General features: G+C 74.7%; 22 protein-coding genes and 1 tRNA gene. 12 read left to right on the top strand and 11 right to left on the bottom strand.

Translation table 11 applies throughout. The features are described 5' to 3' along the window. Nucleotides 1–187 precede the first annotated feature (187 nt). Together ACIQI7_RS25555 and ACIQI7_RS25550 are read right to left on the bottom strand one after the other, a co-directional pair. A complete protein-coding gene (locus ACIQI7_RS25555; RefSeq protein WP_401113672.1) occupies nucleotides 188–2,656 on the bottom strand; it encodes an ABC transporter permease in 2,469 nt (822 codons plus the stop codon). A gap of 263 nt (nucleotides 2,657–2,919) precedes the next feature. Beyond that, a tRNA-Arg gene (locus ACIQI7_RS25550) sits at nucleotides 2,920–2,992 on the bottom strand. Between the two features lie 166 nt (nucleotides 2,993–3,158). Between ACIQI7_RS25550 and ACIQI7_RS25545 the strand changes: the two genes are divergently transcribed. Further along, complete coding sequence (locus tag ACIQI7_RS25545) at nucleotides 3,159–4,697, top strand: glycosyltransferase family 39 protein (protein ID WP_401113669.1); 1,539 nt, start codon at nucleotides 3,159–3,161, stop codon at nucleotides 4,695–4,697. A 139-nt stretch (nucleotides 4,698–4,836) separates the two neighbouring features. On the opposite strand, the gene ACIQI7_RS25540 is transcribed toward ACIQI7_RS25545, so the two are convergent. Further along, nucleotides 4,837–7,275, bottom strand: a complete 2,439-nt coding sequence (locus tag ACIQI7_RS25540; RefSeq protein WP_401113667.1) for a D-alanyl-D-alanine carboxypeptidase — start codon at nucleotides 7,273–7,275, stop codon at nucleotides 4,837–4,839. A 297-nt stretch (nucleotides 7,276–7,572) separates the two neighbouring features. Between ACIQI7_RS25540 and ACIQI7_RS25535 the strand changes: the two genes are divergently transcribed. From ACIQI7_RS25535 to ACIQI7_RS25525, 3 genes are all read left to right on the top strand, one after another. Then, nucleotides 7,573–8,313: a GPP34 family phosphoprotein gene (locus tag ACIQI7_RS25535; protein ID WP_355268249.1), complete on the top strand. Its 741-nt coding sequence runs from the start codon at nucleotides 7,573–7,575 to the stop codon at nucleotides 8,311–8,313. A 631-nt stretch (nucleotides 8,314–8,944) separates the two neighbouring features. Continuing rightward, nucleotides 8,945–9,808, top strand: coding sequence for a helix-turn-helix transcriptional regulator (locus tag ACIQI7_RS25530; protein ID WP_359826969.1), 864 nt, complete (start codon nucleotides 8,945–8,947; stop codon nucleotides 9,806–9,808). After that, entirely contained in the window at nucleotides 9,805–10,020 is a 216-nt protein-coding gene (locus ACIQI7_RS25525) for a DUF397 domain-containing protein (protein WP_387749371.1), read from the top strand. Before ACIQI7_RS25530 ends, ACIQI7_RS25525 begins: the two co-directional genes overlap by 4 nt. 135 nt (nucleotides 10,021–10,155) lie before the next feature. Here the strand turns inward: ACIQI7_RS25525 and ACIQI7_RS25520 are convergent, their stop codons facing one another. Further along, nucleotides 10,156–11,271 (bottom strand): ADP-ribosylglycohydrolase family protein, encoded by a 1,116-nt coding sequence (locus ACIQI7_RS25520; protein WP_401113662.1) that lies wholly within the window; start codon nucleotides 11,269–11,271, stop codon nucleotides 10,156–10,158. A gap of 188 nt (nucleotides 11,272–11,459) precedes the next feature. Next, nucleotides 11,460–14,048: a bifunctional FO biosynthesis protein CofGH gene (locus ACIQI7_RS25515; RefSeq protein ID WP_401113659.1), complete on the bottom strand. Its 2,589-nt coding sequence runs from the start codon at nucleotides 14,046–14,048 to the stop codon at nucleotides 11,460–11,462. 181 nt (nucleotides 14,049–14,229) lie between these two features. Between ACIQI7_RS25515 and ACIQI7_RS25510 the strand changes: the two genes are divergently transcribed. The 3 genes from ACIQI7_RS25510 to ACIQI7_RS25500 are packed head-to-tail and all read left to right on the top strand — an operon-like array spanning nucleotide 14,230 to nucleotide 17,476. After that, nucleotides 14,230–15,465: an outer membrane lipoprotein carrier protein LolA gene (locus ACIQI7_RS25510; RefSeq protein WP_401113657.1), complete on the top strand. Its 1,236-nt coding sequence runs from the start codon at nucleotides 14,230–14,232 to the stop codon at nucleotides 15,463–15,465. Between the two features lie 3 nt (nucleotides 15,466–15,468). Further along, the gene (locus ACIQI7_RS25505) at nucleotides 15,469–16,578 is read left to right on the top strand and encodes an ABC transporter ATP-binding protein (RefSeq protein WP_401113654.1); all 1,110 of its coding nucleotides are present in this window, start codon (nucleotides 15,469–15,471) and stop codon (nucleotides 16,576–16,578) included. Further along, on the top strand, nucleotides 16,565–17,476 hold the full coding sequence (locus ACIQI7_RS25500; protein ID WP_401113651.1) for an ABC transporter permease: 912 nt from the start codon (nucleotides 16,565–16,567) through the stop codon (nucleotides 17,474–17,476). Before ACIQI7_RS25505 ends, ACIQI7_RS25500 begins: the two co-directional genes overlap by 14 nt. Here ACIQI7_RS25500 and rarD read toward each other — a convergent pair. Continuing rightward, nucleotides 17,466–18,437 (bottom strand): EamA family transporter RarD, encoded by a 972-nt coding sequence (rarD, locus tag ACIQI7_RS25495; protein WP_401113648.1) that lies wholly within the window; start codon nucleotides 18,435–18,437, stop codon nucleotides 17,466–17,468. The two genes, ACIQI7_RS25500 and rarD, sit on opposite strands and share 11 nt — an antisense overlap. A gap of 225 nt (nucleotides 18,438–18,662) precedes the next feature. Then, the gene (locus ACIQI7_RS25490) at nucleotides 18,663–19,511 is read right to left on the bottom strand and encodes an SDR family oxidoreductase (protein ID WP_401113645.1); all 849 of its coding nucleotides are present in this window, start codon (nucleotides 19,509–19,511) and stop codon (nucleotides 18,663–18,665) included. 101 nt (nucleotides 19,512–19,612) lie between these two features. On the opposite strand from ACIQI7_RS25490, the gene ACIQI7_RS25485 reads away from it, so the two are divergent. Then, entirely contained in the window at nucleotides 19,613–20,014 is a 402-nt protein-coding gene (locus ACIQI7_RS25485) for a winged helix-turn-helix transcriptional regulator (RefSeq protein WP_387749349.1), read from the top strand. Here the strand turns inward: ACIQI7_RS25485 and ACIQI7_RS25480 are convergent. Then, nucleotides 19,998–20,765 carry a TetR/AcrR family transcriptional regulator gene (locus tag ACIQI7_RS25480; RefSeq protein WP_387749346.1) on the bottom strand — a complete coding sequence of 256 codons (768 nt, stop codon included), beginning with the start codon at nucleotides 20,763–20,765 and terminating at the stop codon, nucleotides 19,998–20,000. The two genes, ACIQI7_RS25485 and ACIQI7_RS25480, sit on opposite strands and share 17 nt — an antisense overlap. A gap of 61 nt (nucleotides 20,766–20,826) precedes the next feature. Here ACIQI7_RS25480 and ACIQI7_RS25475 point away from each other — a divergent pair, with 61 nt between their 5' ends. After that, complete coding sequence (locus ACIQI7_RS25475; protein WP_401113641.1) at nucleotides 20,827–21,066, top strand: DUF6011 domain-containing protein; 240 nt, start codon at nucleotides 20,827–20,829, stop codon at nucleotides 21,064–21,066. A gap of 12 nt (nucleotides 21,067–21,078) precedes the next feature. Here ACIQI7_RS25475 and ACIQI7_RS25470 read toward each other — a convergent pair whose 3' ends face one another. Beyond that, nucleotides 21,079–23,073: a hypothetical protein gene (locus ACIQI7_RS25470; RefSeq protein ID WP_401113638.1), complete on the bottom strand. Its 1,995-nt coding sequence runs from the start codon at nucleotides 23,071–23,073 to the stop codon at nucleotides 21,079–21,081. A gap of 250 nt (nucleotides 23,074–23,323) precedes the next feature. Here ACIQI7_RS25470 and ACIQI7_RS25465 point away from each other — a divergent pair, with 250 nt between their 5' ends. The 3 genes from ACIQI7_RS25465 (at nucleotide 23,324) to ACIQI7_RS25455 (ending at nucleotide 25,653) form a co-directional block, all read left to right on the top strand. After that, nucleotides 23,324–24,040 (top strand): chitinase, encoded by a 717-nt coding sequence (locus ACIQI7_RS25465; protein WP_401113636.1) that lies wholly within the window; start codon nucleotides 23,324–23,326, stop codon nucleotides 24,038–24,040. A gap of 91 nt (nucleotides 24,041–24,131) precedes the next feature. After that, nucleotides 24,132–24,668: a hypothetical protein gene (locus ACIQI7_RS25460; protein ID WP_401113633.1), complete on the top strand. Its 537-nt coding sequence runs from the start codon at nucleotides 24,132–24,134 to the stop codon at nucleotides 24,666–24,668. A 313-nt stretch (nucleotides 24,669–24,981) separates the two neighbouring features. Further along, on the top strand, nucleotides 24,982–25,653 hold the full coding sequence (locus tag ACIQI7_RS25455; protein ID WP_401113631.1) for a DsbA family oxidoreductase: 672 nt from the start codon (nucleotides 24,982–24,984) through the stop codon (nucleotides 25,651–25,653). Between the two features lie 79 nt (nucleotides 25,654–25,732). On the opposite strand, the gene ACIQI7_RS25450 is transcribed toward ACIQI7_RS25455, so the two are convergent. Both ACIQI7_RS25450 and ACIQI7_RS25445 read right to left on the bottom strand, forming a co-directional pair. Beyond that, complete coding sequence (locus ACIQI7_RS25450) at nucleotides 25,733–26,074, bottom strand: VOC family protein (RefSeq protein ID WP_401113628.1); 342 nt, start codon at nucleotides 26,072–26,074, stop codon at nucleotides 25,733–25,735. A gap of 201 nt (nucleotides 26,075–26,275) precedes the next feature. Next, nucleotides 26,276–26,629 (bottom strand): antibiotic biosynthesis monooxygenase family protein, encoded by a 354-nt coding sequence (locus ACIQI7_RS25445; RefSeq protein WP_401113625.1) that lies wholly within the window; start codon nucleotides 26,627–26,629, stop codon nucleotides 26,276–26,278. Nucleotides 26,630–26,786: the final 157 nt, after the last annotated feature.

Here is a 26,786-nt window from a genome sequence, read left to right as displayed (position 1 = left end):
TCGACTTCGACCGGCCGTCCCGCGCAGCACCCGCGAGGCCGAGACCCTCCTCGCCGGCCTCGCCCTCGCCCGGCCGACCGCGCCCCGGACCCGGTTCACCCCTGTCCTGGCCGCACAGCCGGCACCGCAGGCTCGGCAGACCCGGCTCGGCAGACCCGGCTCACGACACCCGGCTCACGTCACCGGCTCAGGAGGCCCGCATCGCGGCCACCACGCTCATCCGCCCGACCCGGCGGGCCGGGAGCACCGCGGCCGCCAGCCCGACCAGGACGGTCAGGCCCAGGGCGGCCAGCACCGGCAGGACCGGCGGGGCGCCGACCGTCCCCACCGTCGAGGTCATCGAGCGGGCGGCCGCCCAGCCGTAGGCGGCGCCCAGGGCGGTCCCGACCAGCGCGCCGGCCAGGGAGAGCCGCAGCGCCTCCAGGGTGAGCATCCGGCGCAGCTGCTCGCGCGACATCCCGATCGCGCGCAGCATGCCGATCTCGCGGGAGCGTTCGCTGATGCTGAGCATCAGGGTGGCCGCGACGCCGAGGCCCGCGATGGCGACGGAGAAGGACAGCAGGGCCATGCTGACGGCCGTCAGCCGGTCCAGCAGGGAGCCCAGGGTGTCCGCCTGGGCGGCCGTGTCGGTGACGGCGACCTGGGGGTGGTCGGCGAGGGCGCGGTCCAGGGCGCGGCGGGCGGTCGGCCGGTCGTCGCCGGCCGCCGGGCTGATCCAGGCCGTGGTGACGGGCGCGGCGGGGGCGAGGCGGTCCAGGGTCGCGGGCGTCACCAGCAGGGTGGCGCCGCTCTGCAGGGTGGACGGCAGGGTGCTGCGGCCCGCCTGGAGCCGCAGTTCGACGCCGCCGACCCGCCGCACCCCGGTCTCGCCGAGGCCGCTCAGCGCGGTGCCCTCGGTGAGCGCGCGGGCCCGGTCCACGTCGTCCGTCGAGGAGTCGAGCCGGGACGGGTCGACGGCGGCGACCACGGTGGGGCGACCGTCGAGGTCGACGGTGGCCGAGCGGACCGGGGTGACGGTCAGCCCGCGTTCGGCACCGAGCGCGCCGAGCGCCCCGGCGGGCAGGGCGCCGCCGCCGGTGGCGGCCGCCGAGAAGACGCCCGGCTGGCGCGCGGAGATCGCGGGCACCAGCGACCGGGAGGTGAGGTCCAGCGCGGTGACCGCGCCGACCATCACGGTCACGCCGAGCAGCAGCGCCGCGCCGGTGGCCCCGGTGCGGCCGGGGTTGAGCCGCAGCTGCTGGGTGGCGAGCCGCCCGGCCGTGCCGCCGAACTTCCGGGCGGGCCGGCCCAGGAGGGCGACGACCGCGGGCAGCACCCGGTGGGAGAGCCGCAGCACCCCGAAGAAGCTGGCGATCGCCCCGACGGTGACGGCGAGCAGCGACAGCGGCGGCGGGATCGTCGCCCCGGCCACCAGCAGCGCCGTGCCCGCGAGCAGCAGCGCTGACGTCCACACCGCGGCGCGCGCCCTGGCCGCCCCGCCGGCCGGCGCGGGGGTGCCGCCGAGTGCGGCGATCGGCGGCACGGCCGCGGCGGCCTTCGCGGGGCCGCGGACGGCCAGCAGGGCCAGCAGGACGCCGAACAGCCCGGCCAGCAGGCAGGTCAGCGGGGAGGGCATCAGCGACAGGTGCACCGGCCCGAGGTCGAGCCCGCCGACCACGGCGGTGCCGAGCGCGCCGAGGGCGACCCCGAGCAGCACGCCCGCGGCCGAGGCGCCGATCCCGAGCAGCAGCCCCTGGCGGCGGATCAGCCGGCGCACCTGCTGCCGGTCGGCGCCCACGCAGCGCAGCAGGGCGAGCTGGCGGGTCCGCTGGGCGAGCACCACCGTGAAGGTGTTGCCGACCACCATCCGGGCCACCGCGAGCGCGATCAGGACGAACGAGAGTGCCGCGATCAGCACGACGCCGTACATGGCGCCGCTCTGCCGGGTCGCCTCGGTGACCGAGGCCTCGCGGGTGTGCACCCGGACGCCGGTGCCGAGGGTGGCGCGCAGGGCTTCGACGGTCGCGGTCCGGGAGGCGTCGGGGGCGACCCTGACGTCGAGTCGGTCGGTGGTGACACCGGTCGCGTAACCGGCGACCGCGCCGGCCGGGACGCCGATGACCGGGACTCCGGCGAGGCTCGGCGCGCCCTGCTCGTCCAGGGTGCCCACCAGCCGGGCGGTGGCGGCGCTGCCGTCGGCCCGGGCCAGGTGCACCTCGGCGCCCACGACGGCGTCCAGCCGGTGCGCGGTCGCGGTGTCGAGCAGCACCTCGCCGGGGGCGGCGGGCCAGCGGCCGTCCGCGAGCAGCTGCCAGCGCAGCGCCGGGTCCTCGGCGACGGCGCTGACGGCGGCGGTCCGGTCGAGCGGCCGCCCGTCGGCCGCCAGCACGCCGCCCTTGCCGGTCAGCCGCGGAGCCACCGCGGCCACCCCGGCGGTCCGCCGCGCCCGGTCCTCGGCGGCCGCGTCCAGTCCGCCGTCCGGGGCCTTCCCGGTCACCTGGATGTCACCGGGGCCGACCTCGGCGGCCGCGGTCTGGCTGTAGGAGTCCACCAGCGCCCCGCTGCCGCTGACGGAGGCGATCAGGAAGGCCACCCCCAGCACGATCGCGGCACCGCTCAGGAGCAGTTGGCGCAGCTGGCCGCGCAGCTCGGCCACGGTGTATCGGTACGTCGTCATGGGTTCCCCGGCTCGTCCGCCCTGACCGGGAAAGGTGCTCCGGCAGGGGTCCCGTCGAGCCTAGGAGCGCGATGGCCACGGCCCGTCAGCACGAGGTCCGCTCCATGATCACTCCGTGGGCGGACGGCCGCCCCCGCCGTCTCCTCCTCGGGAGGTACACCACCCCCGACGCCGGTCGCACCGGCGGGCCGCGGCGGCCCCGGAAATGCCGCAGGCCCTCCCGCCCGGTGCGGGCGGAGGGCCTGTGACCTGCGTGTTCGTTGTGCCCCAGACAGGAATCGAACCTGCGACACCGGCTTTAGGAGAGCCGTGCTCTATCCCCTGAGCTACTGAGGCGCGGCCCGGGTGCTCCCAGGCCGTTCACAGCGTACCGGATCGGGCGTGGGGCGCGGGGTGACGGAGGGGGGCACGGGCGGCCGACGGGGTGTCAGGGCGGGTCAAGTAGCCTGCCGGGCAGGGTGGGATCCGCCCCGGCACGCCGCGCTAAGGAGACGAAGGCCCGATGAGACCTGCTGTGCACCCGGTGGGCCGGTTGTTGGGGCAGGTCTGGGTGTGGCCCGCGGCGGTCATGCTGGCGGTGGGCGGGTACCGGCTGGGGACGCCGGACCTGTGGCGGGACGAGATCGCGACCTGGACGGTGGCCACCCGCTCGCTGGGCGACCTGCTGCGCCTGCTCCAGCACGTCGACGCCAGCAACGGCGCGTACTACCTGCTGATGCACGGCTGGACGACGGTGTTCGGCGACTCGGCGGTCTCGTTGCGAATACCCTCCGTGCTGGCGATGGCCGGGGCGGCGGCGCTGGTGGCGCTCACCGCCCAGCGGCTGTTCGCCAACCGGGTGGCGGCGGTCAGCGCCGGACTGCTGCTCGCGGTGCCGCCGGAGATCCCCCGCTACGCCCAGGAGGCGCGCTCCTACGCGCTGGTGACCTGTGCGATCGCGGCGGCCTCGTACTTCCTGCTGCGGGCGCTGGAGCGGCCGACCTGGCGGCGCTGGGCGCCGTACTGCGTGGCCATGGCGCTGGCCGGTGCCGGGCACCTGGTCTCCTTCAGCACGGTCGCCGGGCAGGTGGCGCTCCTGGCGCTGCACCTGTGGCGCACCCGTCCGGCGGCGGACCGGCGGCTGCTGTGGCAGTACCCGCTGGCGGTCGCGGTGGCGGCGCTGCCGGGGCTGCCGGTGGTACTGCTGGGCAGCCGGCAGTCGGACCGCCAGCTGGGCTGGATACCGACCCCCTCGATGCGCGGTCTCGCCTACTTCGGCGAGCGGCTGTTCGGCTCGGAAACCGTCTTCTACGCCTTCCTCCCGCTGGCGCTCCTGGCGCTGGCGCTACCCGGTCGGCGGATCCAGGCCTGGCAGGCGCTGCTGCTGGCGGAGCTGCCGGTGGTGGGCGTCTGGCTGGTGTCCCGGCTGAGCGACACCTCGTACTTCCTCGGCCGGTACCTGCTGTTCACGGTGCCCGCCTGGGCGGTGCTGGCCGGCGGCGGCGCCGGGGCGGTGTACGGCGCGGTGGCGGCCCTGGCCCGGCGACGCGGCCGGGCCACCCGCGGGGCCGTCGCGGCGGCCGGGCTGCTGGCCGTCGGGCTGCTCGCGGTACCGGCCGTGGCGGCGCTGCCGGAGCAGCGCGCGGTGCGGTACCCGGGCTCGCACAACGGCTCGGAGGAGCCGTTCAAGGCGGTGGCCCGGGAGATCTCGGCCGGCTACCGCGCCGGGGACGGGCTGGCGGCCCCGCTGGGCGACCAGTCCTGGGCGATGGCCTGGCCCGGCGTCAGCTACTACCTGCCCTCGGACGTGCGCCCCTACCCGGTCTTCGTCGCGCGGAGCGCCGACGACGCCGAGGAGCTCTCGCCGACCGCCTGCCCGCGGCCGGAGGACTGCCTGGGCGGGGGCTCCCGGGTCTGGCTGGTGGTCCTCGGCGACACCGCGGACCCGCTGGGCACGATGCCGGCGGACCAGGCGCAGGCGCTCCGCGCCCGGTACGGCGCCCCGGACCGGGTGACGCCGCTCGGCGGGCTCACCCTCGCGCTGCTCGACCGGGACGTCTAGGCCTGGCGCAAACGGAGGAAGGGGAACCGGTGCGGACCGGCTCCCCTTCCTCCTGTGCTCGACGGCTCCTCCTGTTCGACGGCTCGGCGCGTCAGCGCCTCGACGCCTCGGTGCCCGGGCGGTTCAGCGCCTCAGCGCCTCACAGGGTGCGCAGCAGTCGGGACTGGATGGACGGCGGGTTCAGGTCCGACTGGAGCGCCACCGGGACCTCCAGCTTGTCCGCGCCCGCGCCCACCCGCAGCACGCCGACCTCCTTGCCGGCCTGCTCGGTGTGGCCGATCTTCGAGGTGTCCAGGGTGATCGTGCCGGCAACGCCGGGGAAGCCCGCCACCACCAGGTCCTTGGTCGCGACGAGCGGGACCTTGCCGCCGAGCCCGTCCTCGACCGATCCGACGACGTCGCCCTTCTTCACCACGGTCTGGCCGGTCAAGCCGTTCTGCGCCGCCTGGATCTGCTTGCCGCTGACCTTCAGCACGGTCGGCAGGATGCCGTCGCCCGGGTTGGGCGAGGTGGCCTGCTGGCCCAGGGTGACGCCGAGGATCAGCCGCTTCACGCCGCCGATCTCCTTGTACGCGGCCCACATCAGGCAGCCGCCGGCCGGGGTGCTGGAACCGGTCTTGACGCCGATGACGCCGGTCTTCGGGTTGATCAGGTTGTTGGTGTTGGGGATCTTCACGTTGTTGAAGTTGGTCTCCGAGGTGGAGACGATCTGCCGGAAGATCTCGTCCTGCATGACCTGCTCGGCCAGCTTCAGCTGGTCCTTGGCGGTGGACTTGGTCTCCTGGTTGAAGCCCGCCGGGTCAGCGTAGATGGTGTTGGCCATGCCGAACTTGGCCGCGGTGTCGTTCATCGCCTTGACGAAGGCGTCCTCGGAGCCGGAGTGGTAGCGGGCGAGCAGCCGGGCCACGTTGTTGGCCGAGGGCAGCATCAGCAGCTCCAGCGCCTGGTACTCGGTGAGCACCTGGCCCTCGGTGAGCGTCACCCGGGACTCGTCGGCGTTGCCGGACTCCTGCGCGGCCTGCTTGTCGACGATGATCTTCGGGCCGCTCTCCCCCTTCTTCAGGGGGAACTTCTGGAGGATCAGGTAGGCGTTCATCACCTTGGTGACGCTGGCGATCGAGGCCGGCGTCTCCGGGCCCGAGCTGCCGAGGCTGCCGACACCGACCACCTCGGCCGCGGACTGGCCCTTGGCCGGCCAGGCGAGGTCGAGCGCGTCGCCGGAGAAGCTGTAGCTGCCGACGGCGGTCATCTTCGTCTTGGGGTCCGGCAGCGGGCGCAGCAACTGGGCCACCGCGAGCGCGCCGAGCACCACGGCGAAGAAGACCGTCCAGATGGTCACCCGCTTGAACGCGCGCTGCAGCGGCGAGACCGGGCGGGCGTTGAGGGAGGCCAGGACCTCCATCGCCTCGGCGGTGGTCTCCGGCGACGGCAGCGGCTCGGGGGCGGGCAGCGGCTCCGGCTTGGGCAGCGGCGGGACCGGCGGCACCGGCAGCGGCTTCGGGCCGGGTACGGGGGCGGGCGCGGGGGCCGGCTTCGGCAGCGGCGCCGGACCGGGGGCCGGCTCGGACTTCGGCTCCGGCTCGGACTTCGGCTCCGGCGCGGGGCCGGCCGGGCGGGCGCCGCCGGCGGAGGCCGCGGAGGAGCCGGAGGCGCGTAGTGGCGCGGGCTTCTCCAGTTTCTCGGCCTGACCCGACGGCTGACCGGGCTGCCCGTTCCTGGTCAGTGCGAGGGTCACGGCACCCTTGGCGGGCGCGTCGTCGGCGCCGGTGTCGGCGCCGGTGTCGTCGGCGCCCCCGGCGTCCTTCGGGTGGTCCCCGGCTCCGGCGTCCTCGGCCTCATCGGTCGGGCCGGCCGCATCGGTCGGGCCGGCCTTGCCGGTCGGCTCGGGCTCCGAGGTCTTCTCGGACTTCTCGCCCTGGTCCGCCTTGTCGGCCTTGGCAGCCTTGTCGGCGGCTTCGGCGGCCGGCTTCCCGGCAGGTGCGGCCGCGCCCTCGGAGCCGGTCTCCCCGGACGGCTCCGCCGCCTCCTCCCCGGCCTTCTCCCCGGTCTGTTCACCGGCCTTGTCCGCTACTACGGCGTCCGTCCGCATGGCGAGACGCGGGTCGGCGGCGACCGGACGCCCGGCGGGCTCGGTCACCTCCGCCGCCTCCGGCGAGGACTCCTTCTCTCCGTCCCCACCTTCGGAACTCTCGTTGCCGGCGCCCTTCAACAGCTCGTCGGGCAGCCGCAGCGCGGTGGTCTTGCTGTCCACCGGCAGCCGCAGCATCGTCGTCCGGCTGTCCACATCCCGGACACGGAGCTGCACGGTCGAGCCGCCCTTGGGCGCCGCCCCCGGAGCGTCGGCGGACGCCTTCGGAGCCGCCTCGCCGGAGGACTCCGCGGGGCTGTCCGAGGAGGTGTCGGAGGTGGTCCCGGCGGTCGCCCCGGCAGCGGCCGCGACTGACGGACCGTCAGCCTCCGGGCCGGAGCCGCCCTCGGTCGGCTCGGCGGCGCCGGCCGCCGCACCGGTCCGTTCGCGCTCGCGGTCCCGCTGCCGCTCGTCGCCGTCCCTCAGCACCCTGTCGGGGGACTCGCCCACGTATCCCAGCCTCCTCAACGCCCCGCGGGGCACCGGCGAACCCGATTTCGGGAAGCCGACGCCCCGCCCGTGTACCTGTACAGTCTCCGCCACCGGCGGCCGTTCCGGCCGCGCACACCCCGCCCGACCGGCGCTTATTGTCGTCGCCCGGTCGCGCCGCGGTCTGTTCACCGGTCAGACGCAAGGCCCGCCGCCGCCGGTTCCGCGCCTTCACCGCAAGGTCACGATTCGGAGGCGTACTCGACAAGCCCGTGTGAGAGGCGTCACCCTGTCTCTCATCCACGCGGGGAGGCTTGGATGGGCAAGAGCCGCAGAACTGTTCCCGAGGAACTCTTGCTGCTCGCTTTGGACCCGACCACGGGTACCACGGCGCAGCCGCAGACCCTCGACCTCGGACTCGCCGGGGCGCAGCTCGTCGAGCTGTCCCTGGCCGGACGGATCGTACCGGAGGGAGACCGGATCGCCGTCGTGCTCGCACGACCGACCGGTGACCCGACCCTTGACCACGCACTGGAACTGCTGCGCCGACGCGGCAGCCCGGTCCGCGCGGCGCACTGGATCGGCGGGCCCCGGCTGGGGCTGCGGCAGACCTACCTGGCGCACCTGGAACGCTGCGGCATGGTCACGGCCGTGCCGGGCCAGGTGTGCGGGGTGCTGCCGACGACCCGGTACCAGGCGTCCGACGACTGCACCAACGCCGCGATCAAGCAGCGGCTGGACACCGCGATCCGCACCGGTGTCCCGCCGGACCCGCGGACGGCCGCGCTCGCCGCGCTCGCCCACTCGGTCGGGCTGGGCAAGCACCTGTACCCGGGCAACGAGGGCCGTTCCTCGCGGTCGAGGCTGCGCGACCTGATCCGGTACGACCCGCTGGGCGGGATGGTCGCGCACGCCGTGATGGACGTGCAGAACGGCCTGCCCGCACAGCAGAACCGTTCTTCCCAGGGTTCCGGGGCCGCTGCCGGCCGCCCCGGCGCCCGTACGGCGGGCCGGGGCTCGGGCGGGCGGGTCCCCGCCTCCCGGGTCGGCGTCCGCTGACCCGGGAGACCGGGAGGACCGCGGAGGCCTTCGGGACGGAGGCCTCCGGGAGCGCGGAGGCGGGGAGGACCGCCCCGGCCGGGGCGGTCCGCACGGCCCGGCGGGCAGCCACCACGGCGCCCGACACCACCGGCCGCGCACCCGGCGGCGCACGCCGCCCCGCTCGCACCGCCCGAGGGCGCTGAGCGACCCGACGCACGACCGGTGGTACCGGTGCCGGGAACACCGTCGGCACCACCGCTCCGGACGCTCCGCCGGCACCACCGGCAGCACCACCAGCACCGAGGGGCGGTCGCCCCGCGACGCGAGTCGCCCGGCGACCGCCCCTTCGCCGTCCCCGGACGCCCGGCAACCGCCCGCCCCCGCACGTGCCGGGGCAGGTGCGGGCCGGTCCGGGGGCGGCTTGCGCAGTACCTGTCCGAGTCGCCGAGCCGCATTACCACCTGGGATCTTTCGCTGTCTCGCGGAAGCACTTTTCCGATGATCTGTTCTACCGCGCTGCTGTGAATCCCCGGCGCCGAGCTGGCCCGAGGTGACATGCTGCTCCAAGTCAGGGGGGTTGGTCCCAATGTCCGAAGTGTTCCGAGGACTGCAGTTCCAACGAGCACCAGAGGTCCGGCCGGAGGTCGAAGTGTCCGCCAACGTCAATCCCACCGTGCGCCGCCGACGCCTGGGTTCGGAGCTGCGCAAGCTCCGCGAGGGCCTGGGTATGACGGCCGAGGAGGTCGCCGGCCGGCTGATGGTCTCCCAGTCGAAGATCAGTCGACTGGAGAACGGCCGCCGCAGCATCAGCCAGCGCGACGTGCGCGACCTCTGCGACGTCTACAAGGTGCCCGACGACCAGCTGCGCGCCAGCCTGATGGAGATGGCCAAGGAGTCCCGCCAGCGCGGCTGGTGGCACGACTTCAACGACATGCCGACCCCGTACAGCGTCTACATCGGGCTGGAGGCCGAGGCCTCCTCGATCCGCGCGTACGAGTCCTCCTTCGTCCCCGGTCTGCTGCAGACCGAGCACTACGCCCAGGCCGTGGTCGAGGGCACCCAGCCGGACACCGACGCGGTCGCCGTGCAGCGCCGGGTGCAGGTCCGGATGAAGCGCCAGGAGCGCATCCACGGCGAGAACCAGCTGGGCAGCCTGTGGACCGTCATAGACGAGGCGGTGCTGCGCCGCGAGGTCGGCAGCAAGGCCGTGATGGCCCGGCAGCTGCGGCAGATGCTGGAGCTCAGCCAGCGCCCGAACATCACCATCCAGGTGATCCCGTTCTCGCACGGTGCCCATCCCGGCATGACCGGGACATTCTCGCTGCTGGAGTTCCCCGAGTCAGCCGATTCCACGGTTGTCTACTTCGAAGGTGTGACGAGCGATCTCTACCTGGAGAAGGAGGCGGACGTGCGCCGCTATACCGGTCTGTACGACTACCTGAGGGCGGCCGCGCTCGGTGTCGCGGAGAGCCGGTCGCTGATAGCAGACATCGAGAAGGAATTCCACGAATGATCACCCCGTCCGAGTACGGAACCCGTTGGCGCAAGAGCAGTCACAGCGGCGGCCAAGGCGCCTGTGTGGAGATAGCCGCCCCAGGCGCGGGGGAGGTCGCCGTCCGGGACTCCAAGGACCCCCGCGGACCCCAGCTGCGCTTCTCGACCGAGGCCTGGAACGCCTTCGCCTCGGCCGCGGCGGGCGGCGCCTTCGGCGAGCTCCCCGGCTGACCGACCCACCCGGTTCCGTACCCGGACCAGTTGCCCGTAGCGGTGTCCGTCGCCCCCTCGGCGGCGGCCGGCGCTACGGGCAACTCGGCTTTCCGGGCGCTGCGGATCGGCTCCGAGGGCTCCGAGGGCCCCGGATCAGCCCGTCACCGGGTAGCGGGCGGCCCAGTTGACGCCCTCCGCGGTCCGCCGGTCGTGCAGTTCGGTGCCGTGCACCAGCTCCAGCACGAAGTCGTCGGCGAGTTCGAGGATCGCCCCGCGCCCTTCGAGCCCGGCCAGCAGGCCCGGCGGCAGGGCGGTGTCCCCGTGCAGCGCCCCGAGCAGGTTGCCGCAGATCGCGCCGGTGGAGTCGCTGTCCCCGGAGTGGTTGACGGCGAGCAGCAGGCCCGAGCGCACGTCGTGCGCGACCAGGGCGCAGTAGACCCCGATCGCCAGCGCCTCCTCGGCCACCCAGCCCTCCCCCAGCGCCTCGACCCGGTCCGCGGACGGCTCGCCGGCCCGCACCGCGTCCAGGGCGGCCCGCAGCGCCGCGGTGGTCTCCTCGTGCGCCGGCCGCTCGGAGAGCAGGGCGAGCGCGAGGTGGACGCCCTCCTCCAGGGTGCCGCCGCGGGCGACGGACTGGACGATCACCGCGAACGCGCCCGCCGCGAGGTAGCCGGTGGGGTGGCCGTGGGTGAGCACCGAGCACTCCACCGCGAGCTGGAACACCAGGCCCGGCTCCCAGGTGGTGAGCAGCCCGAAGGGCGCCGCCCGCACCACCGTGCCGCAGGCCTTGGAGTGCGGGTTCTTGGGGGCCTCCAGGGTGCCGAGCCGCTCGGCGTCGGCCCCGCCGAGGCCGGACAGGCAGCCCTGCCCGGGGGCGCGCTGGGCGTACAGCCACTCCTCGCGGCCGAGCCAGCCGAGGTCGGGGCGGCGCTCGTCCGGGCCCCAGTCGCGCTGGGTGGCGGCCCAGCGCAGGTAGGCCAGGTGCAGGTCGGTGGGCGGGTGCCAGCTGCCGGTGTCCCGGCGGATGTGGGCGCGGATCAGCCCGTCGACGGTGAACAGGCTGAGCTGGGTGTCGTCGGTGACGGCGCCGGTGCGCCCGTACGCGGGGACGTAGCCGGTGACGCCCTGGGGGCCGTGCTGGGCCCGGATCTTCTCCAGCGACTCGAACTCGACGCCGGCACCGAGCGCGTCGCCGATGGCACCGCCGAGCAGACAGCCCCGCACCCGGCTGCGGTAGTCCTGCTGCTGGGCGCGTGACCACAGTGGCATCACGACGGGGCGCCTTTCCTCGGGTGTGGGGGCCGCGCGACGCTCGGCCGGGCGCGCGCCCTCGCACTGTATTCGAAGAGCCGATCGAATCGGTCCCGTCCCCCGGAGTTCGGCGCCCCCGTCCCGGTCCCCGTGAGTGCGCCCCCGTCCCGGCCGCCGTACGGGCGGCGGCCGGGACGCCCCGGGTCTCAGTCCAGCACCGGCAGCAGCTCCGGCAGGTGCCCGTCCGAGGCCAGCGCCGCCGCCCGCCGCTCGGCCGGCACCTCGCCGTAGGTGGTGGTGCGCTGCCGGTGCGGCCGGCCCGCCGCCTCGGCGATCGCCTGGAGGTCGCGCACCGACTTGTAACTGCCGTACGCCGAACCGGCCATCCGCGAGATGGTCTCCTCCATCAGCGTGCCGCCGAGGTCGTTGGCGCCCGAGCGGAGCATCTCGGCCGCGCCCTCGGCGCCCAGCTTGACCCAGCTGGTCTGGATGTTGGGGATGTGCGGGTGCAGCAGCAGCCGGGCCATCGCGACCACCGCGCGGTTGTCCCGGGCGGTCGGACCGGGCCGGGCGATGCCGGCCAGGTAGACCGGGGCGTTGGTGTGGATGAACGGCAGCGTGACGAACTCGGTGAAGCCGCCCGTGCGTTGCTGGATCCCGGCGAGCAGCCGCAGGTGGCCCAGCCAGTGCTTCGGGGTGTCCACGTGCCCGTACATCATCGTGGACGAGGAGCGGATGCCCAGCTCGTGCGCGGTGGTCACCACCTCGACCCAGGTCGCGGCCGGCAGCTTGCCCTTGGTGAGCACCCAGCGGACCTCGTCGTCCAGGATCTCGGCGGCGGTGCCCGGGATGGTGTCCAGGCCCGACTCCTTGGCCCGCTGGAGCCAGTCCCGGATCGACAGCCCGGTGCGGGTCGCCCCGTTGACCACCTCCATCGGCGAGAAGGCGTGCACGTGGATGCCGGGCACCCGCTCCTTCACCGCGCGGGCGATGTCGAAGTAGGCGGTGCCGGGCAGGTCCGGGTGGATGCCGCCCTGCATGCAGACCTCGGTGGCGCCCACCTCCCAGGCCTGCGCGGCCCGGTCGGCGACCTGCTCCAGGGAGAGGGTGTAGGCGTCGGCGTCGGTGCGGCGCTGGGCGAAGGCGCAGAAGCGGCAGCCGGTGTAGCAGACGTTGGTGAAGTTGATGTTCCGGGTGACGCAGTAGGTGACGTCGTCCCCGACCGCGTCCCGGCGGACGTCGTCGGCGATCCGGCACAGCGCGTCCAGGGCCGGGCCGTCCGCGTGGAAGAGGGCCAGCGCCTGGTCGTCGGTCAGTCCCGCCGGGTCGTCGGCGGCCACCGCCAGGGCCTCCCGGAGGTCCCCGGCCAGTCGCTCGGGGGCGCCCTTGGCGAGCACCTGCTCGCGCAGCACCTCCCAGTCCCCGTACACGTCCTCGAAGTCGGCCCGGCGGTCGCCGGTGCGGCCCTCGGTGTCGACGGCGGTGTGCAGGTCGGTGCGCCCGTACGACTCCGGCAGGTCCTCGGGCTCCTGCCAGGGCAGGCCGCGGACCACCGCGTCCGGGTTCGCCAGGCCGGTGGCCGGGTCGGCCAGCGCGCGGACGTGCGGCAGCACCCGCGGGTCCAGCCAGGGCTCGCCGCGGCGCACGTACTCGGGGTAGACGGCGAGGCGTTCGCGCAGTTCGAAGCCGGCCGCGGCGGAGCGCTCGGCCAGCCGCTCGATCTGCGGCCAGGGGCGCTCGGGGTTGACGTGGTCCGGGGTGAGCGGGGAGACCCCGCCCCAGTCGTCGATGCCGGCCGCGATCAGCCGCTCGTACTCGCCGTCCACCAGGTTCGGCGGGGCCTGGAGGCAGGCGGCCGGGCCCATCAGGTGCCGGGCCACCGCCACCGTGGCCACCAGCTCGTCCAGTTCGGCGTCCGGCATGCCGCGCATCGCGGTGTCCGGCTTGGCCCGGAAGTTCTGCAGGATCAGTTCCTGGACGCCGTGGTAGGCGCGCGAGACCCTGCGCAGCGCGAACAGCGACTCGGCGCGTTCCTGGTAGGTCTCGCCGATGCCGATCAGCAGGCCGCTGGTGAACGGGACGGAGCTGCGCCCGGCGTCCTCCAGCACCCGCAGCCGGACGGCCGGCTCCTTGTCCGGGGAGCCGAAGTGCGGGCCGCCGGGCTCGCTCCACAGCCGGGTGGCGGTGGTCTCCAGCATCATGCCCATCGAGGCGGAGACCGGCTTGAGCCGCTGGAAGTCCGTCCAGCCCAGCACCCCGGGGTTGAGGTGCGGCAGCAGGCCGGTCTCCTCCAGGATGCGGATCGACATGGCGCGCACGTAGGCGATGGTGTCGTCGTAGCCGTGCGCGTCGAGCCACTCGCGGGCCTCGGGCCAGCGGTCCTCGGGCTTGTCGCCGAGCGTGATCAGGGCTTCCTTGCAGCCGAGTTCGGCGCCCCGGCGGGCCACCTCCAGCACCTCGTCCGGGGACATGTACATCCCGTGCCCCTCCCGGCGCAGCCTGCCGGGGACGGTGGCGAAGGTGCAGTAGTGGCACTTGTCGCGGCAGAGCCGGGTGAGCGGGATGAAGACGCTCTTGGAGTAGGTGATGACGCCGGGTCGGCCCGCCGCTTCGAGGCCCGCGTCCCGGACCCGGGCGGCACCGGCACAGAGGTCCAGCAGGTCCTCGCCTCTGGCCTGGAGCAGCACGGCGGCCTCGGTGACGTCGAGGGCGACGCCGTCCCGGGCGCGGCGCAGGGCGCGGCGCATCGCGTTGGCGGTCGGCGGGGTGCTGGCGTCCGTGGCGGTTCCGTCCATGGCGCGACCCTACGCCAGCGGTGGGGCCCGCGGAGGGGCCGACCCTGAGACCGTCTCAGGGTCGGCGTACCCAAGAAGGTCACCCGATCTGCCCCCACAGGGCGATGACGGCGGCGGCGCGGCGGCCTCTAATGGAGGGGCAAGGCCAATCGGACGTGTTCGCGGAGGAGTTGAGGACGCCATGACCAATGAGAAGACGGCGGGGGACGATCTGGACGGCGGTGTGCCGTACCGCTCCCGGCGGCGCGTCCTGATGCGCGCCGGGGTGCCGGTGGCGGTGGTCGCGGTGATCGCCGCGGGGGTGGGCCTGGTCCCGGCGCTGGCCGCCGACGGCGCGCCCGACCTCCCGGCGCTGTCCGCGGAGCAGCTGGTCGCCAAGGTGCTCGGCTCCGAGGCGCAGACGCTGTCCGGGACGGTCTCGATCAGCACCGACCTCGGGGTGCCCGGCCAGCTGCTCGGCACGGCCGGCGGCCTCGGCGCGGCGGCCGGCGGCAAGGGCGGCGCGGGCTCCGCCGCGGACCCGCAGTCCAAGCTGCTCGGCCTGCTCGGCGGGGACCAGACGCTGCGGATCGCGGTGGACGGTCCGGACCGCCAGCGGGTGGACGTGCTGGAGAACATGGCCGGCTACACCCTGGTCCGCAACGGCGACCAGGCCTGGGCCTGGGACAGCTCGTCCAACAGCGCGGTGCACATGACCGGTCGGGCCGCCGGCGAGCGGCAGCACGCCGGGACGCCGCTGTCCGAGCTGCCGACCAGCCCGCAGGAGGCCGCCCGGCAGTTCCTGGCCGGGAGCGCCGGCACCACCTCGGTGACCGTCGCCGGGACGGCCAAGGTGGCCGGGCAGAACGCCTACCAGCTGAGCGTGAAGCCCACCCAGTCCGGTTCGACCCTCGCCGAGGTCCGGATCGCGGTCGCCGCCGAGAACGGGGTGCCGCTGTCGGTGGCGGTGAAGTCCGTGGACGGCAGCACCGTGCTGAACGTCCGCTTCACCCAGGTGTCCTTCGCCAAGCCGGCCGACCGGACCTTCGACTTCACCGCCCCCAAGGGTGCCAAGGTGACGGAGCAGAAGGCGGGGGACGTGGCCGGGGGCGCGCCGGGCGGGGCCCGGGAGCACCGGGGCGCCGAGGCGGCCGAGGGCGTCAACGTGATCGGCGAGGGCTGGACGACGGTCGTCTCCACCAAGCTGCCCGGCGCGGTGGACGGGGCGCCGAAGGGCGACGGCGAGGGCCGCGGGCACGGGGACCGGTCGGGGCGGTCGGTGGACCCGCGGGCGATGGTGAAGTCGCTCGGCAAGCCGGTCGCCGGCGGCACCCTGGTGAGCACCAAGGTGCTCAACGTCCTGCTCACCGACGACGGCCGGGTCCTGGCCGGTGCGGTGACCCTGCCGGTCCTCCAGCACGCCGCCGGGGTGAACTGACGGATGACCAAGGCTCCCGTAACGGGGGACGTTACGGAGTCGGCCGGGGGTACGGGCGCCGCGTCGCGCCCGGCCCCCGCGCCCGTTCCATCCGCCTCCTCCGCCGCCCCCTCGCCCCAGGACGCCGCCTCGCCCGCCTCCCGGGGTGCCGCCGGCCCGCCCGGTCCCGGCACCGACGACGTCATCCGGACCCGCGGCCTGACCAAGCGCTTCCGCGGCGGCCAGCTCGCCGTGGACGGCCTGGACCTGGCCGTGCCGCGCGGCTCCGTCTTCGGCTTCCTGGGCCCCAACGGCTCCGGCAAGACCACCACCATCCGGATGCTGATGGGCCTGATCGCCCCCACCTCCGGCGCGGCCACCGTGCTCGGCGAGTCGATGCCGCAGTCCGTCGCCACGGTGCTGCCCCGGGTGGGCGCGCTGATCGAGGGTCCGGCCCTGTACGGCTTCCTCTCCGGACGGGACAACCTGGTGCGCTTCGACGCCGCCGACCCGACCGCCGACCCGCGCACCCGTCGGAAGCGGGTCGAGGCGGCGCTGGAGCGGGTCGGCCTGAGCGCCGCGGCGGGCAAGAAGGCCCGCGCGTACTCGCTGGGCATGAAGCAGCGGCTGGGCCTGGCCTCCGCGCTGCTCCAGCCGCGCGAGCTGCTGGTGCTGGACGAGCCGACCAACGGGCTGGACCCGCAGGGCATGCGGGAGATCCGGACCCTGGTCCGGGAGGTCGCGGCGGAGGGCACCACGGTGTTCCTCTCCTCGCACCTGCTGGACGAGATCGAGCAGGTCTGCACCCACGCCGCGGTGATGTCCCGGGGCCGGCTGGTGGTGCAGGGCACCGTCGCCGAGCTGGCCGCCCGGGCCCAGGGCCGGCTGGTGGTCCGCACTCCGGACGTGGCGCGGGCCGCGGAGGTGCTGGCGGCCCACCGGGTCACCGCGCTGGTGCCCGGCGACGGCCGGGTGGACGGCGAGCCGGGCGTGCTGGACGAGGAGGCGCTGCCCAGGCTGTGCGCGGCGCTGGTCGAGGCCGGGGTGCGGGTGCACGGGTTCGGGCTGGAGCGGGGCACGTTGGAGGACGCCTTCGTGGCGCTGACCGGGGAGGGCTTCGATGTCGCGGGCTGAGGCGCGGACCGAGTCACCGGCCGAGGTACTGGCCGCGACGCCGCCGGTCGGCACCGGTCGGCGGCCGCAGACGGCGGCCGGGTTCCTGGCGCTGTTCCGCAGCGAGCTGCACCTGACCTTCCGCCGGATGCGCACCAAGGTGCTGCTGGGCATCCTGGCGGTGCTGCCGATCCTGATCGGGGTGGTGGTCAAGCTCAACACGGACAGTCCGCACGAGGGCGGCGGCGGTCCGAGCTTCATCGCGCAGACCACCCAGAACGGGCTCTTCCTGGTCTTCACCGCGCTCGCGGTGGCGCTGCCGGTCTTCCTGCCGATGACCGTCGGCGTGGTCGCCGGGGACTCGGTGGCGGGCGAGGCGGCCACCGGCACGCTGCGCTACCTGCTGGTCGCCCCCGCCGGCCGGACCAGGCTGCTGGCCGCCAAGTTCACCGCCGGACTGGTGTTCTGCCTGGCCGCGACGGCGGCGGTCGCGGTGACGGCGCTGGCCGCCGGCGCCGCGCTCTTCCCGCTCGGCCGGGTCACCCTGATCTCCGGGGACACCATCGGGCTCGGCGACGCGCTGCTGCGCGCACTGCTGGTGGCCCTGGTGGTCGCGGCCTCACTGGCCGGGCTGGTGGCGATCGGGCTGTTCGTCTCCACCCTCACCGGCAGCGGCATCGCGGCGATGGCCGCCACCGTCGGGCTGGTGGTCACCGTCCAGATCCTGGACGCCTTCCCGCAGCTGGACGCCGTCAGCCCGTTCCTGTTCTCCCACTACTGGCTGAGCTTCGCGGACCTGCTGCGGGCACCGATGTACTGGGACGGCGTGCTGAAGGACCTCGGCCTCCAGGCCGCCTACGTCGCGGTGTTCGGCTCGGCTGCGTGGTCCCGCTTCACCAGCCGGGACATCAGCGCGTGACGGCCGGCTCCGCCGGTGCGGGCTGCGGCGCCACCGCCGCCGCCCGCACCGCGCGGTCGGCCCGCACCTGGCGCAGCGCGTCCCAGGTGAGCAGCGCGAGCGCGGCCCAGACCAGGGCGAAGCCGGCCCAGCGGGCGGGCGGCATGGACTCGTGGAACACCGCGACGCCGATCAGGAACTGGAACACCGGCGCCAGGTACTGCAGCAGCCCGAGCACGGTCAGCGGCACCCGGACGGCGGCCGCGCCGAAGAACAGCAGCGGGACCGCGGTGATCACCCCGCTGAGCATCAGCAGCCCGGAGTGCCCCCAGCCGTACGAGCCGGCCACCGTGTGCCCGAAGGTGCCGCGCCCGGAGACCTCCAGGTAGACCAGGTAGCCGAGGGCGAACGGGAACATGAAGGCGCTCTCGGCCGCCAGGCTCTCCAGCCCGCTCAGCCCGACCTGCTTCTTCAGCAGGCCGTAGGTGGCGAAGGAGAGCGCCAGGGTGAGCGCGATCCAGGGCAGCTGCCCGTACGCGACGGTCAGCACCGCGACGGCGGCGGCGCCGATGCCGACCGCCGTCCACTGCGCGTTGCGCAGCCGCTCCTTGAGCACCAGGACGCCGAAGCCGATGGTGACCAGCGGGTTGATGAAGTAGCCGAGGCTGGTCTCGACGACGTGGCCGGCGTTGACGGCCCAGATGTAGACGCCCCAGTTGACCGAGATCACGGTGGCCGCGCCGGCCAGCATGGCGAGCCGGCGGGGCTGGCGCAGCAGCGGGCGTATCCAGCCCCAGTGCCGCTGGGCGATCAGCAGCAGGACGACCGCGACCAGGGACCAGACCATCCGGTTGGCCAGGATGTCGTCGGCGGCACCCGGTTCCAGCAGGGGCCAGAACAGCGGGAAGAGGCCCCAGATGCCGTACGCGGCGACGCCGTACCAGAGGCCCCGGCCGTTGTCCTGCTGGTCTGTGTCCGCCATGGCCGAGTGCCCTCCCGCGCGCGTGTGTCCAGGTGACGGTAACCGGCGGGAGGGGTGGCTGTCATCTCCGTTTCCGCATTTTGGTCATGACACCGTTTGCATGCTGGACCTTCCGCGGCCCCCGGGTGCCCGGAGCTGCGGCGTTCCGGGCACCCAGGGGGGCCGCGGTGACGGCTCGGGCTCCCGGGCCCGTGGCGGCTCGGGAGCCCCGTGGGCCGTGGCGGCTCAGGCGTTCAGGGCCTCGCGGACGGACTCGGCCAGCGGGACGGTCGGACGGCCGATCAGCCGGGCCAGGTCGCCGGGGGTGCCGGCCAGCTCGCCGCGCGCGATGCCCGCGTCCACGTCCACCAGGGCCTCGGCGAAGCCCTGCGGCAGGCCCGCGCCGACCAGCGCGTCCAGGTGCTCGGCCGGGGTGACGTCCCGGTGCCCGACCGGCTTGCCGGAGGCCTTCGCCAGCTCGGCGGCCAGCTCCGGCAGGCTCCAGGCGGCGTCGCCGCTCAGCTCGTACACCGTGTTGCCGTGCCCCTCGCCGACCAGGACGGCGACCGCCGCGGCCGCGTAGTCCCGGCGCGGGGCGGTGGCGATCCGGCCCTCGCCGGCGCTGCCGAGCACCGTGCCGCGCGCCACCGTGCCGGCCGCGTCGCCCAGGTAGTTCTCGGTGTACCAGCCGTTGCGCAGGAACGCGTACGTCAGGCCGGAGGAGAGGATCAGCTCCTCGGTCGCCCGGTGCTCGTCGGCCAGCCGGAAGGTGGCCGCGCCGGGAGCGCTGGTGTAGGTGAGCAGCGCGACCCCGGCGGCCTTGGCGGCCTCCACCACGGCCCGGTGCTGCGGGATCCGGCGGCCGACCTCGCTGCCGGAGATCAGCAGCACCCGGTCGCCCTCGGCGAAGGCGCCGGCCAGGGTCTCCGGCCGGTCGTAGTCGACAACGCGGACGGCCACGCCGCGCGCGGCCAGGTCGGCGGCCTTCTCGGCGGAGCGGACGGCGACGGCCACCTCGCTCGCGGGGACCTGGGCCAGCAGGCCCTCGACGACGAGACGGCCGAGCTGGCCGGTGGCACCGGTGACGACGTACATGGTGTGCTCCTCAGGGGTTGCTCCGGGGTTCTGACCTCGAAACTCACCCTACGGGCGGCACTAACCTTTCGAAAGTACGCACTTCAAAGTAGGGTACTGACATGAAGGTAAGCGAGTTGAAGGCGGGCGGGCCGCCGCCCGCCGACGTGTTCGACCGGATGTGCCCGTCCCGGGGCGTGCTGGAGCACGTCACCAGCCGCTGGGGCGTGCTGGTGCTGGGCGCGCTGAACGAGCGCGGCTACCGGTTCAGCGAACTGCGCCGCCGGGTCACCGGGGTCAGTGAGAAGATGCTCGCCCAGACCCTCCAGACGCTGGAGCGGGACGGCTTCGTGCTGCGCGAGGCGCACCCGGTGATCCCGCCGCGGGTCGACTACAGCCTCACCCCGCTGGGGCGGGAGGCGGCGGAGCTGGTCGCCGCGCTGGCGCACTGGTCGGAGCGGCGGGTGCCCGAGGTCGAGACGGCCCGCCAGGAGTACGACGGGCGCGCTACCGCTCCGCGATGAGGGCTTCGAGCCCGTCCAGGACCCGGGCCAGGCCGAAGGCGTAGGCGTGGTCCGGGCTGTACGCGCCGCCGTGCGCCTCCCCGGCCGCGGCACCGACCCGGGCGGCGACCGGGTAGCGCTCGGGGTCGAAGACCCGGGCGAGCAGTTCGGCGTTGGCGGCCCACCACTGCTCGTCGGTCATCGCGCTGTCCTGCCGGGCGGCGCGCTCGTCGGCGGCCATCCGGGCGCAGGTCTGGACGAAGCCGAGCAGGTGGGTCAGCCCGGCGTCCAGGTCGACGTCGGACAGGCCGGTGCCCTCGAAGGCGCGCAGCTCGTACTCGTACTTGGCCATCAGCCCGGGCCCGAGCGGCGGGCGGCTGGTGGAGACGGCGGCCACCCACGGGTGGGCGCGGTGCAGCGCGCGGTTGTCGTCGGCGACGGCGGTGACCCGGGCGCGCCAGCCCTCGTCGGCGGGGGTGCTGCGGGGCATCGTGGCGTAGACGGTGTCCAGCATCAGGTCGAGCAGCTCGGCCTTGCCGGGCACGTAGGTGTAGAGCGCCATCGGGGAGAGCCCCAGCTCCTGCGCGACCCGGCGCATGGTGACGGCGTCCACGCCCTCGGCGTCGGCGAGGGCGATCGCGGTGGCGGCGATCTCGCCGGTCGAGCGGGCCTGCCGGGGGCCGCGCCGACCGGGCTTCTCCTCGGCGGTGAGCCCCCAGAGCAGGGCGAGGGTGCGTGCCGGATCTCCTGCGCTGCTGCGGTCGGTGGCCATGGGGCCATCGTGCCACGCACCGGCAGCGGGCCTTGACGGTGCGGGCGGCTACCGTCTGACCATGACCAGCCCGACCGATCCGTCCAGCCCGGCGGGTTCGCACAGCGCGACCGGACCCGAACCGCTCCCCGGTACGGACATCGCGCGGACCCTCCGGCCGCGGGTGACCTGCCGCCGGTGCCACCGGCCGCTGCACGATCCGGAGTCCCGGATGCTGCGGCTGGGGCCGGAGTGCCGGGACCCGGCGGAGCGGGTCGCGCGGTTCGACGTGGACCAGGATCCGCTGCCGGGGGTGGGTTGAAGCCGGGCGGCCTCAGCCCCGCCCGAAGAGGCGGCGCAGGCGGCCGGGGCGGGGCTCCTCCCCCACTCCCGCCCCCTTCGCCCCCGCCGCACGCTCCGCCGCCCGGTCGGCCTCCGCCGTCGCCGGTTCCGCCCCCGCCGGTTGCGCCGCCGGTTGGGCCGCCGGTTGCGCCGCCGGTTGCGCCGCCGCCCCCGCGTCGGCGGCGTCCTCCCGGGCCGTCAGGCGCCGGGCGAGCGCGCGGTCCTCGTCGGACATCCAGGGCGCGGCGAGCACCAGCGCGGACAGCGAGCGCAGGATGGTCACCACCCGGGTGCGGCGGGCCCGGGCGTCGTGGTGCAGCCGCTGCTGGAGCAGGGCAGCGACGTCCGCCCGGGTCCGCGGCTCGGTCCAGCCGATCGCGACCAGCGCGAAGCCGGCCGCCTCGACCACCCAGTCCTCCGGCCCGAGCAGCAGGTCGCGCAGCACCCGGCGGCGCTCGGAGCCCTCCCAGGGCTGGTCGGTGCGGTGGTGGGCGATGCCGAGGCAGGCGAAGACCTGGACGGCCCGCACCCAGAGTTCGGGCTGGTGGGCGAGCAGGGCGCGGCCGAGTTCGTCCTCGCGCGGCATCGGCGGATGGACCAGGACGCCGAGCAGGTCGTCCAGCGGCAGCCCGGCCAGCCGCACGGCGTGGTCGTAGGCGGCGGGGACGGTCGGCCAGAAGACCTCGGCGGTGGCCCGGACGAGTTCGGCGCTCCGCGGTGCGGGCGGGGCGACGGCCGGGCGCGGGGCGGTGCCGTCCCAGGCCCAGATCCGGGTGGTGGGCTCGGTCAGCGGCAGCCGGGGGTCGGGCTCGCCGACGGCCTGGTAGCCGACGGTGGCGCGCGGCAGCGCGAGCCGGACGGCCAGCACCGAGCTGGGCGGCTCCAGGGTGGAGGCGGTGCAGTCGATCTCGGTGTCGCGGGTGGCGCCGGGCTCGGCGAGCACCTGGTGCAACACGTTGACGGTGGCCTCGGTGGCACCGGCGACCAGGCCGAGCCAGGGCTCCCGGCGGCTCAGCCGCTCCAGCAGCTCCTGGGCGTACCCGTGCTCGGGGTTGGCGCGGTGGTGGTCGGCCAGGCCGAGGAGGTGGGCCGGGTCCCCGTCGAGGGCGTGCCGCAGCCCGTACCGGGCCGGGCCGGCCTTGGGGTGGTCGGGCTCGGCGGCGAGCACCCGGTCCAGCCACGGCAGGCCTTCGGCGGGGCGGCCGAGCGCGCCGTACAGCTCGGCGACGTCGACGGCGAGGTAGCCGCTGGAGTCGTCGCGGTCCGGAGCGGCCCGCTCCAGCTCGGCCTCCCAGACGGCGAGCGCCCGCTCCGGCCGGCCGGCCGAGCGCAGGGCGTTTCCGAGCATCACGGCGGGCAGGTAGCCGGGGGCCAACCGGTGGGCCCGCTCGGCGAGTTCGACGGCGCGGGCGGTGTCACCGAGCCGGCGGGTCAGGCCCGAGGCCATCGCCAGCAGCAGCACGTGGTCGGCGTGGCGGGCCAGCACCGCCTGCGCGAAGTCGTGCAACGGCCGCACGGCTTCGGCGAGTCCGGCCGGGAGCGGGTCGGGCAGCGCACCGGTCGCGCGGGCGACCGCCTGGGCGACGGCGTCCGGGTCGACCAGGCCGGGCAGGTCCTCGCGGGCGAGCCAGGCGGCGTGCGCCCAGGGGCGGGCCGGCTCGTACTGGACGGCGGAGGCGAGCAGGCCGACGGCGGCGTCCCAGTCCCCGGCGGCGGCCTCCACGTGGGCCCGGCAGGCCACCGTGCCGAGGTACACCTGGCCGTCCAGCGGGAACAGCTCGCGGGCCGCCGCCGGGCCGCCCGCCGCGGCGCACAACTCGGCCAGCGCCTCGTGCAGTTCGGGCAGCTGGGGGTCGGCGAGGATCGCGTCGCCGAGGTGCTCGGCGGCGTGCGCCAGGTCCCCCGAGTCGATGGCCAGCCGGGCGACCGCGACCTCGCCCTGCGCGGCCAGGCGCCCGTCGCCCCCGTCGTCGGTGTGACCGCTCATTCGCCCTGCTCCCCCGGTGGTCCCGCGCGGTCCCGTCCCCGCTGCGCACGAGGCTATCCGGTGCCACCGACAGCCGGATGATCACCATGGCCCGGCCGTCCACTCCTTGGATCGGATACGACCCGTGCGGGTGGTTTAGACCTCCGAGGGGTGCGGTCGGCGGCTGGCGGCCACCACGATGGCCGAGGTCCTTCGCGAGCGAAGCGCCAAGAGCGGACTTCCGATCCAGTCAACGGAATCGAGGACATCGATGAAGCTCTCGCGCACCCTGTCGCTGGCGGCCTCCGCCGCCGTCCTGAGCACCCTCGCCGTCGCCGGCCGGACCGCCCCGGCCTCCGCCGCCGGCTCCTTCGTGGTCAGCGAGTCCCAGTTCAACCAGATGTTCCCGAGCCGGAACGGCTTCTACACCTACCGGGGCCTGGTCGACGCCCTGAGCGCCTACCCGAAGTTCACCACCACCGGCGACGACGCCACCCGCAGGCGGGAGGCGGCGGCCTTCCTGGCCAACGTCAGCCACGAGACCGGCGGCCTGCGGTTCGTGGTGGAGCAGAACACCGCCAACTACCCGCACTACTGCGACGCTTCGCAGCCGTACGGCTGTCCGGCGGGGCAGGCGGCGTACTACGGGCGCGGGCCGCTCCAGCTGAGCTGGAACTTCAACTACAAGGCGGCCGGCGACGCCCTGCGCATCGACCTGCTGCACGACCCCTCCAAGGTCGAGAAGGACCCGGCCGTCTCCTGGAAGACCGCCCTCTGGTTCTGGAACAGCCAGACCGGCGCCGGGCGGATGACCCCGCACGACGCCATCGTCAACGGCAAGGGCTTCGGGGAGACCATCCGGAGCATCAACGGCGCGCTGGAGTGCGACGGGAAGAACCCGGGCCAGCGGGACGACCGGATCAACCTGTTCAAGAAGTTCGTCGGCGTCCTGAACACCAGCGTCGGCGGCGGCAGCGTCTCCTGCTGAGTCCCCTGCCGACGGCCGGCCCGCTCCGCCTGTCGGTGCCCGCTGCTTCACTGGTCCCCGACGTCGAACGCGAACGAGTGGGGTGGCCGCGATGGGTGTGCTGACCGACTACTTCCGGGCGCCCGATGCGGCGACGGTCGTCCGGGCCCTGGAGCTCGGGGAGGGCGTGCTGCCTCCGTTCGACGGGCCCTCCGGCGGTTCCTCCGACGAGGCCTCCGAGGGGGCCTTCGAGGGGGCCTTCGACGGAGTGCGGGCCAAGGGCGTCGATCCGGACGTCATGCTCGGCCAGCTGGTGGCGGCCGTCCTCGGGGAGCCGTGGCGGGCCGGCCTGGTGTCGGAGACGGCGGTCTGGCCGACCACGCCGCAGCCCGCCCCGTCCGGGCCCTGGGCCGAGGACGACCCGTGGGCGACCGGCCCGTGGGTCACCGAACTGGGCGCCACCGCCCGCGACGCGCTCGCCGGGGTGCCCGACGAGCGGGTGCCGGAGGCCGTCGCCCGGTGGGCCGAGGCCGAGGAGTGGTACGGCGCCGATCCGTCCGATCTGCTGCCGCTGGCCGAGGAGCTGGTCGCCCTCGCCCGCCGGGCGCGGGCGGCCGGCGAGCGGCTGTACTGCTGGATCTGCCTGTAGCGGGGCCTGGGGCCCGGCTGCTGGATCCGGACGGCCGGACGGGCGGGGCCCTCGACCTGTTCCGGTCGTCCACCGAGTACGGGGCTCACCGAATCCTTGCCGGAATCCTGAGCAGGCACGGCCACTGCGCCGAGGCCGTCGCCGCCGTCCCCACGGTGTCCTCCCGGCCCGAGGCGTGGGAACCGCGCTGGGGCGGGCGGCCGCCGACCGGCTCGCCCGGATGTTTCAGTGAGAGAAATATCCAGGTGGACGGCGGTGTTCCGGTAGGCGTCGACGCGGGAGGTCCGCGCGAGGCTGGAAGGAGCGCGGCGCCGTGCGCGTGGAGATCTGGAGCGACATCAACTGCCCGTGGTGCTACGTGGGCAAGGCCCGGTTCGAGCAGGCGCTGGCGGCCTTCCCGCACCGCGAGGAGGTGGAGGTCGTCCACCGCTCCTTCGAACTGGACCCGCGGGCGCCGCACGAGGCCCGTCCGGTGGTGCCGCTGCTGGCCGCGAAGTACGGGATGAGCCTGGAGCAGGCCGAGGCGGCGGAGGCCCGGATCGCGGAGAACGCGCACGCCGAGGGGCTGCCGTACCTGCGCGAGGGCCGCGACGCGGCGAACTCCTTCGACATGCACCGCCTGCTGCACTTCGCCGAGGAGCACGGCCGGCAGGCGCAACTGCTGGACGGGCTGTACCGGGCCAACTTCGCCGAGGAGCGGTCGGCCTTCGAGGGGGGCCGGCTGGTCGAGCTGGCCGTCGAGGCCGGCCTGGACGGCGAGGCGGCCGCGGCCGTCCTGGCCGACCCGGAGGCGTACGCGGAGGCGGTGCGCGAGGACGAGGCCACGGCGAGCGCCATGGGCGCGACGGGCGTGCCGTTCTTCGTCCTGGACCGTCGGCTCGGCGTCTCGGGCGCTCAGCCCGCCGAAACGTTCACCCGCGCGCTGGAGCAGGCCTGGGAGAGCCGGGTCGCAACGCCGCTGACGCCACTCACGCCGAAGAAGTGAACGGCGGCGGAGCAGGAAGTCGGCCCGTCCGACTTCCTGCTCCGCATGACGGGAGGCCCGGAGGGCACCGGCTCCCGGCTCAGGGGCCGACGTACTCGTACACGCCCCCGTGCGGGTGTCGCAGCACCGCCCGCCGACCGTTGGGGGTGGGCTGTGCCGGCATCACCACGGTGGCACCGCCCGCGACCCCCTCCGCGACGGCGGCGTCCAGATCTCCCACGGCGAGCGTGGCACTCACCCCGGCGACCCGCTGCACCGCCTCGTCCGGACCGCAGTACAGAAGGAACGGCCCGACACTCGCCAGCTGGACACCCGCGAAGGCGAAGCGGCCCGCCGTCTCGCCCGTCAGCCGCTCGTAGAACGGGACGGCCGCTTCCAGGTCGTCGACACGCTGTCGTGCGATCACCGATTCGATCTTCATGGAGAGCTCCTCGTCCGGGCCGGGTTCGGCGTTCGGCATCATCGTGCTGGTCAGTTGATCCCCGGCGGGTTCCGGGCACAGGTCGCATCTGAGCGCCCCTGAAGCACCGATCGGGATCGTTCGCAGACTCACGGATCGTCCCACCCGAGGCCGGCGCGGGCTGTCCCGCGGTTGTCCCGCTGCCGGGCGGTGCCGCGGGCGCTATTCCCGCACGAAGCCGTGGCTCCGCTCCACCTTCGCCACGTGCAGCGTGTAGCCCTGGTACCAGTCGGCTCGCCCGCGCTGCTGCGCCACGCGGTGCTCGGCGTTGGTCCGCCACTCCGTGAGGGCCTCGGCGTCACGGAAGTACCCGACGGTGATGGACAGCCCGCCGGGATTCTGCGCGTGGTCCATCCCCAGGAAACCGGGGATGTCCTTCACCAGCTCCTCCATGCGGGCGCTGGTCTCGCCGTAGCCGCTCTGGTCCTGGGTCCGCACGGAGGTGAAGACCACCGCGTAGTAGGGGGGTTCAAAGGCCTGCACGGGCCCGACAGGTGCTTCCGGTTCGTTGCTCACCGCGCCACCGTAAGGCGGGCGGCACCTGATGATCCAGCGGCTTTTGCCACCACGAGGACGGGCCGGAAACGCGAAGAACCCCCATCCGGGGTCCCGGACGGGGGTTCTTCAGCAATGATTGTTCGGCGGCGTCCTACTCTCCCACAGGGTCCCCCCT

Source organism: Kitasatospora sp. NPDC092039 (genome assembly GCF_044756065.1).
Lineage (GTDB): Bacteria > Actinomycetota > Actinomycetes > Streptomycetales > Streptomycetaceae > Kitasatospora.
The sequence above is the reverse complement of the archived record's forward strand: the minus strand, read 5'-3'. Positions and strand labels throughout refer to the sequence as shown.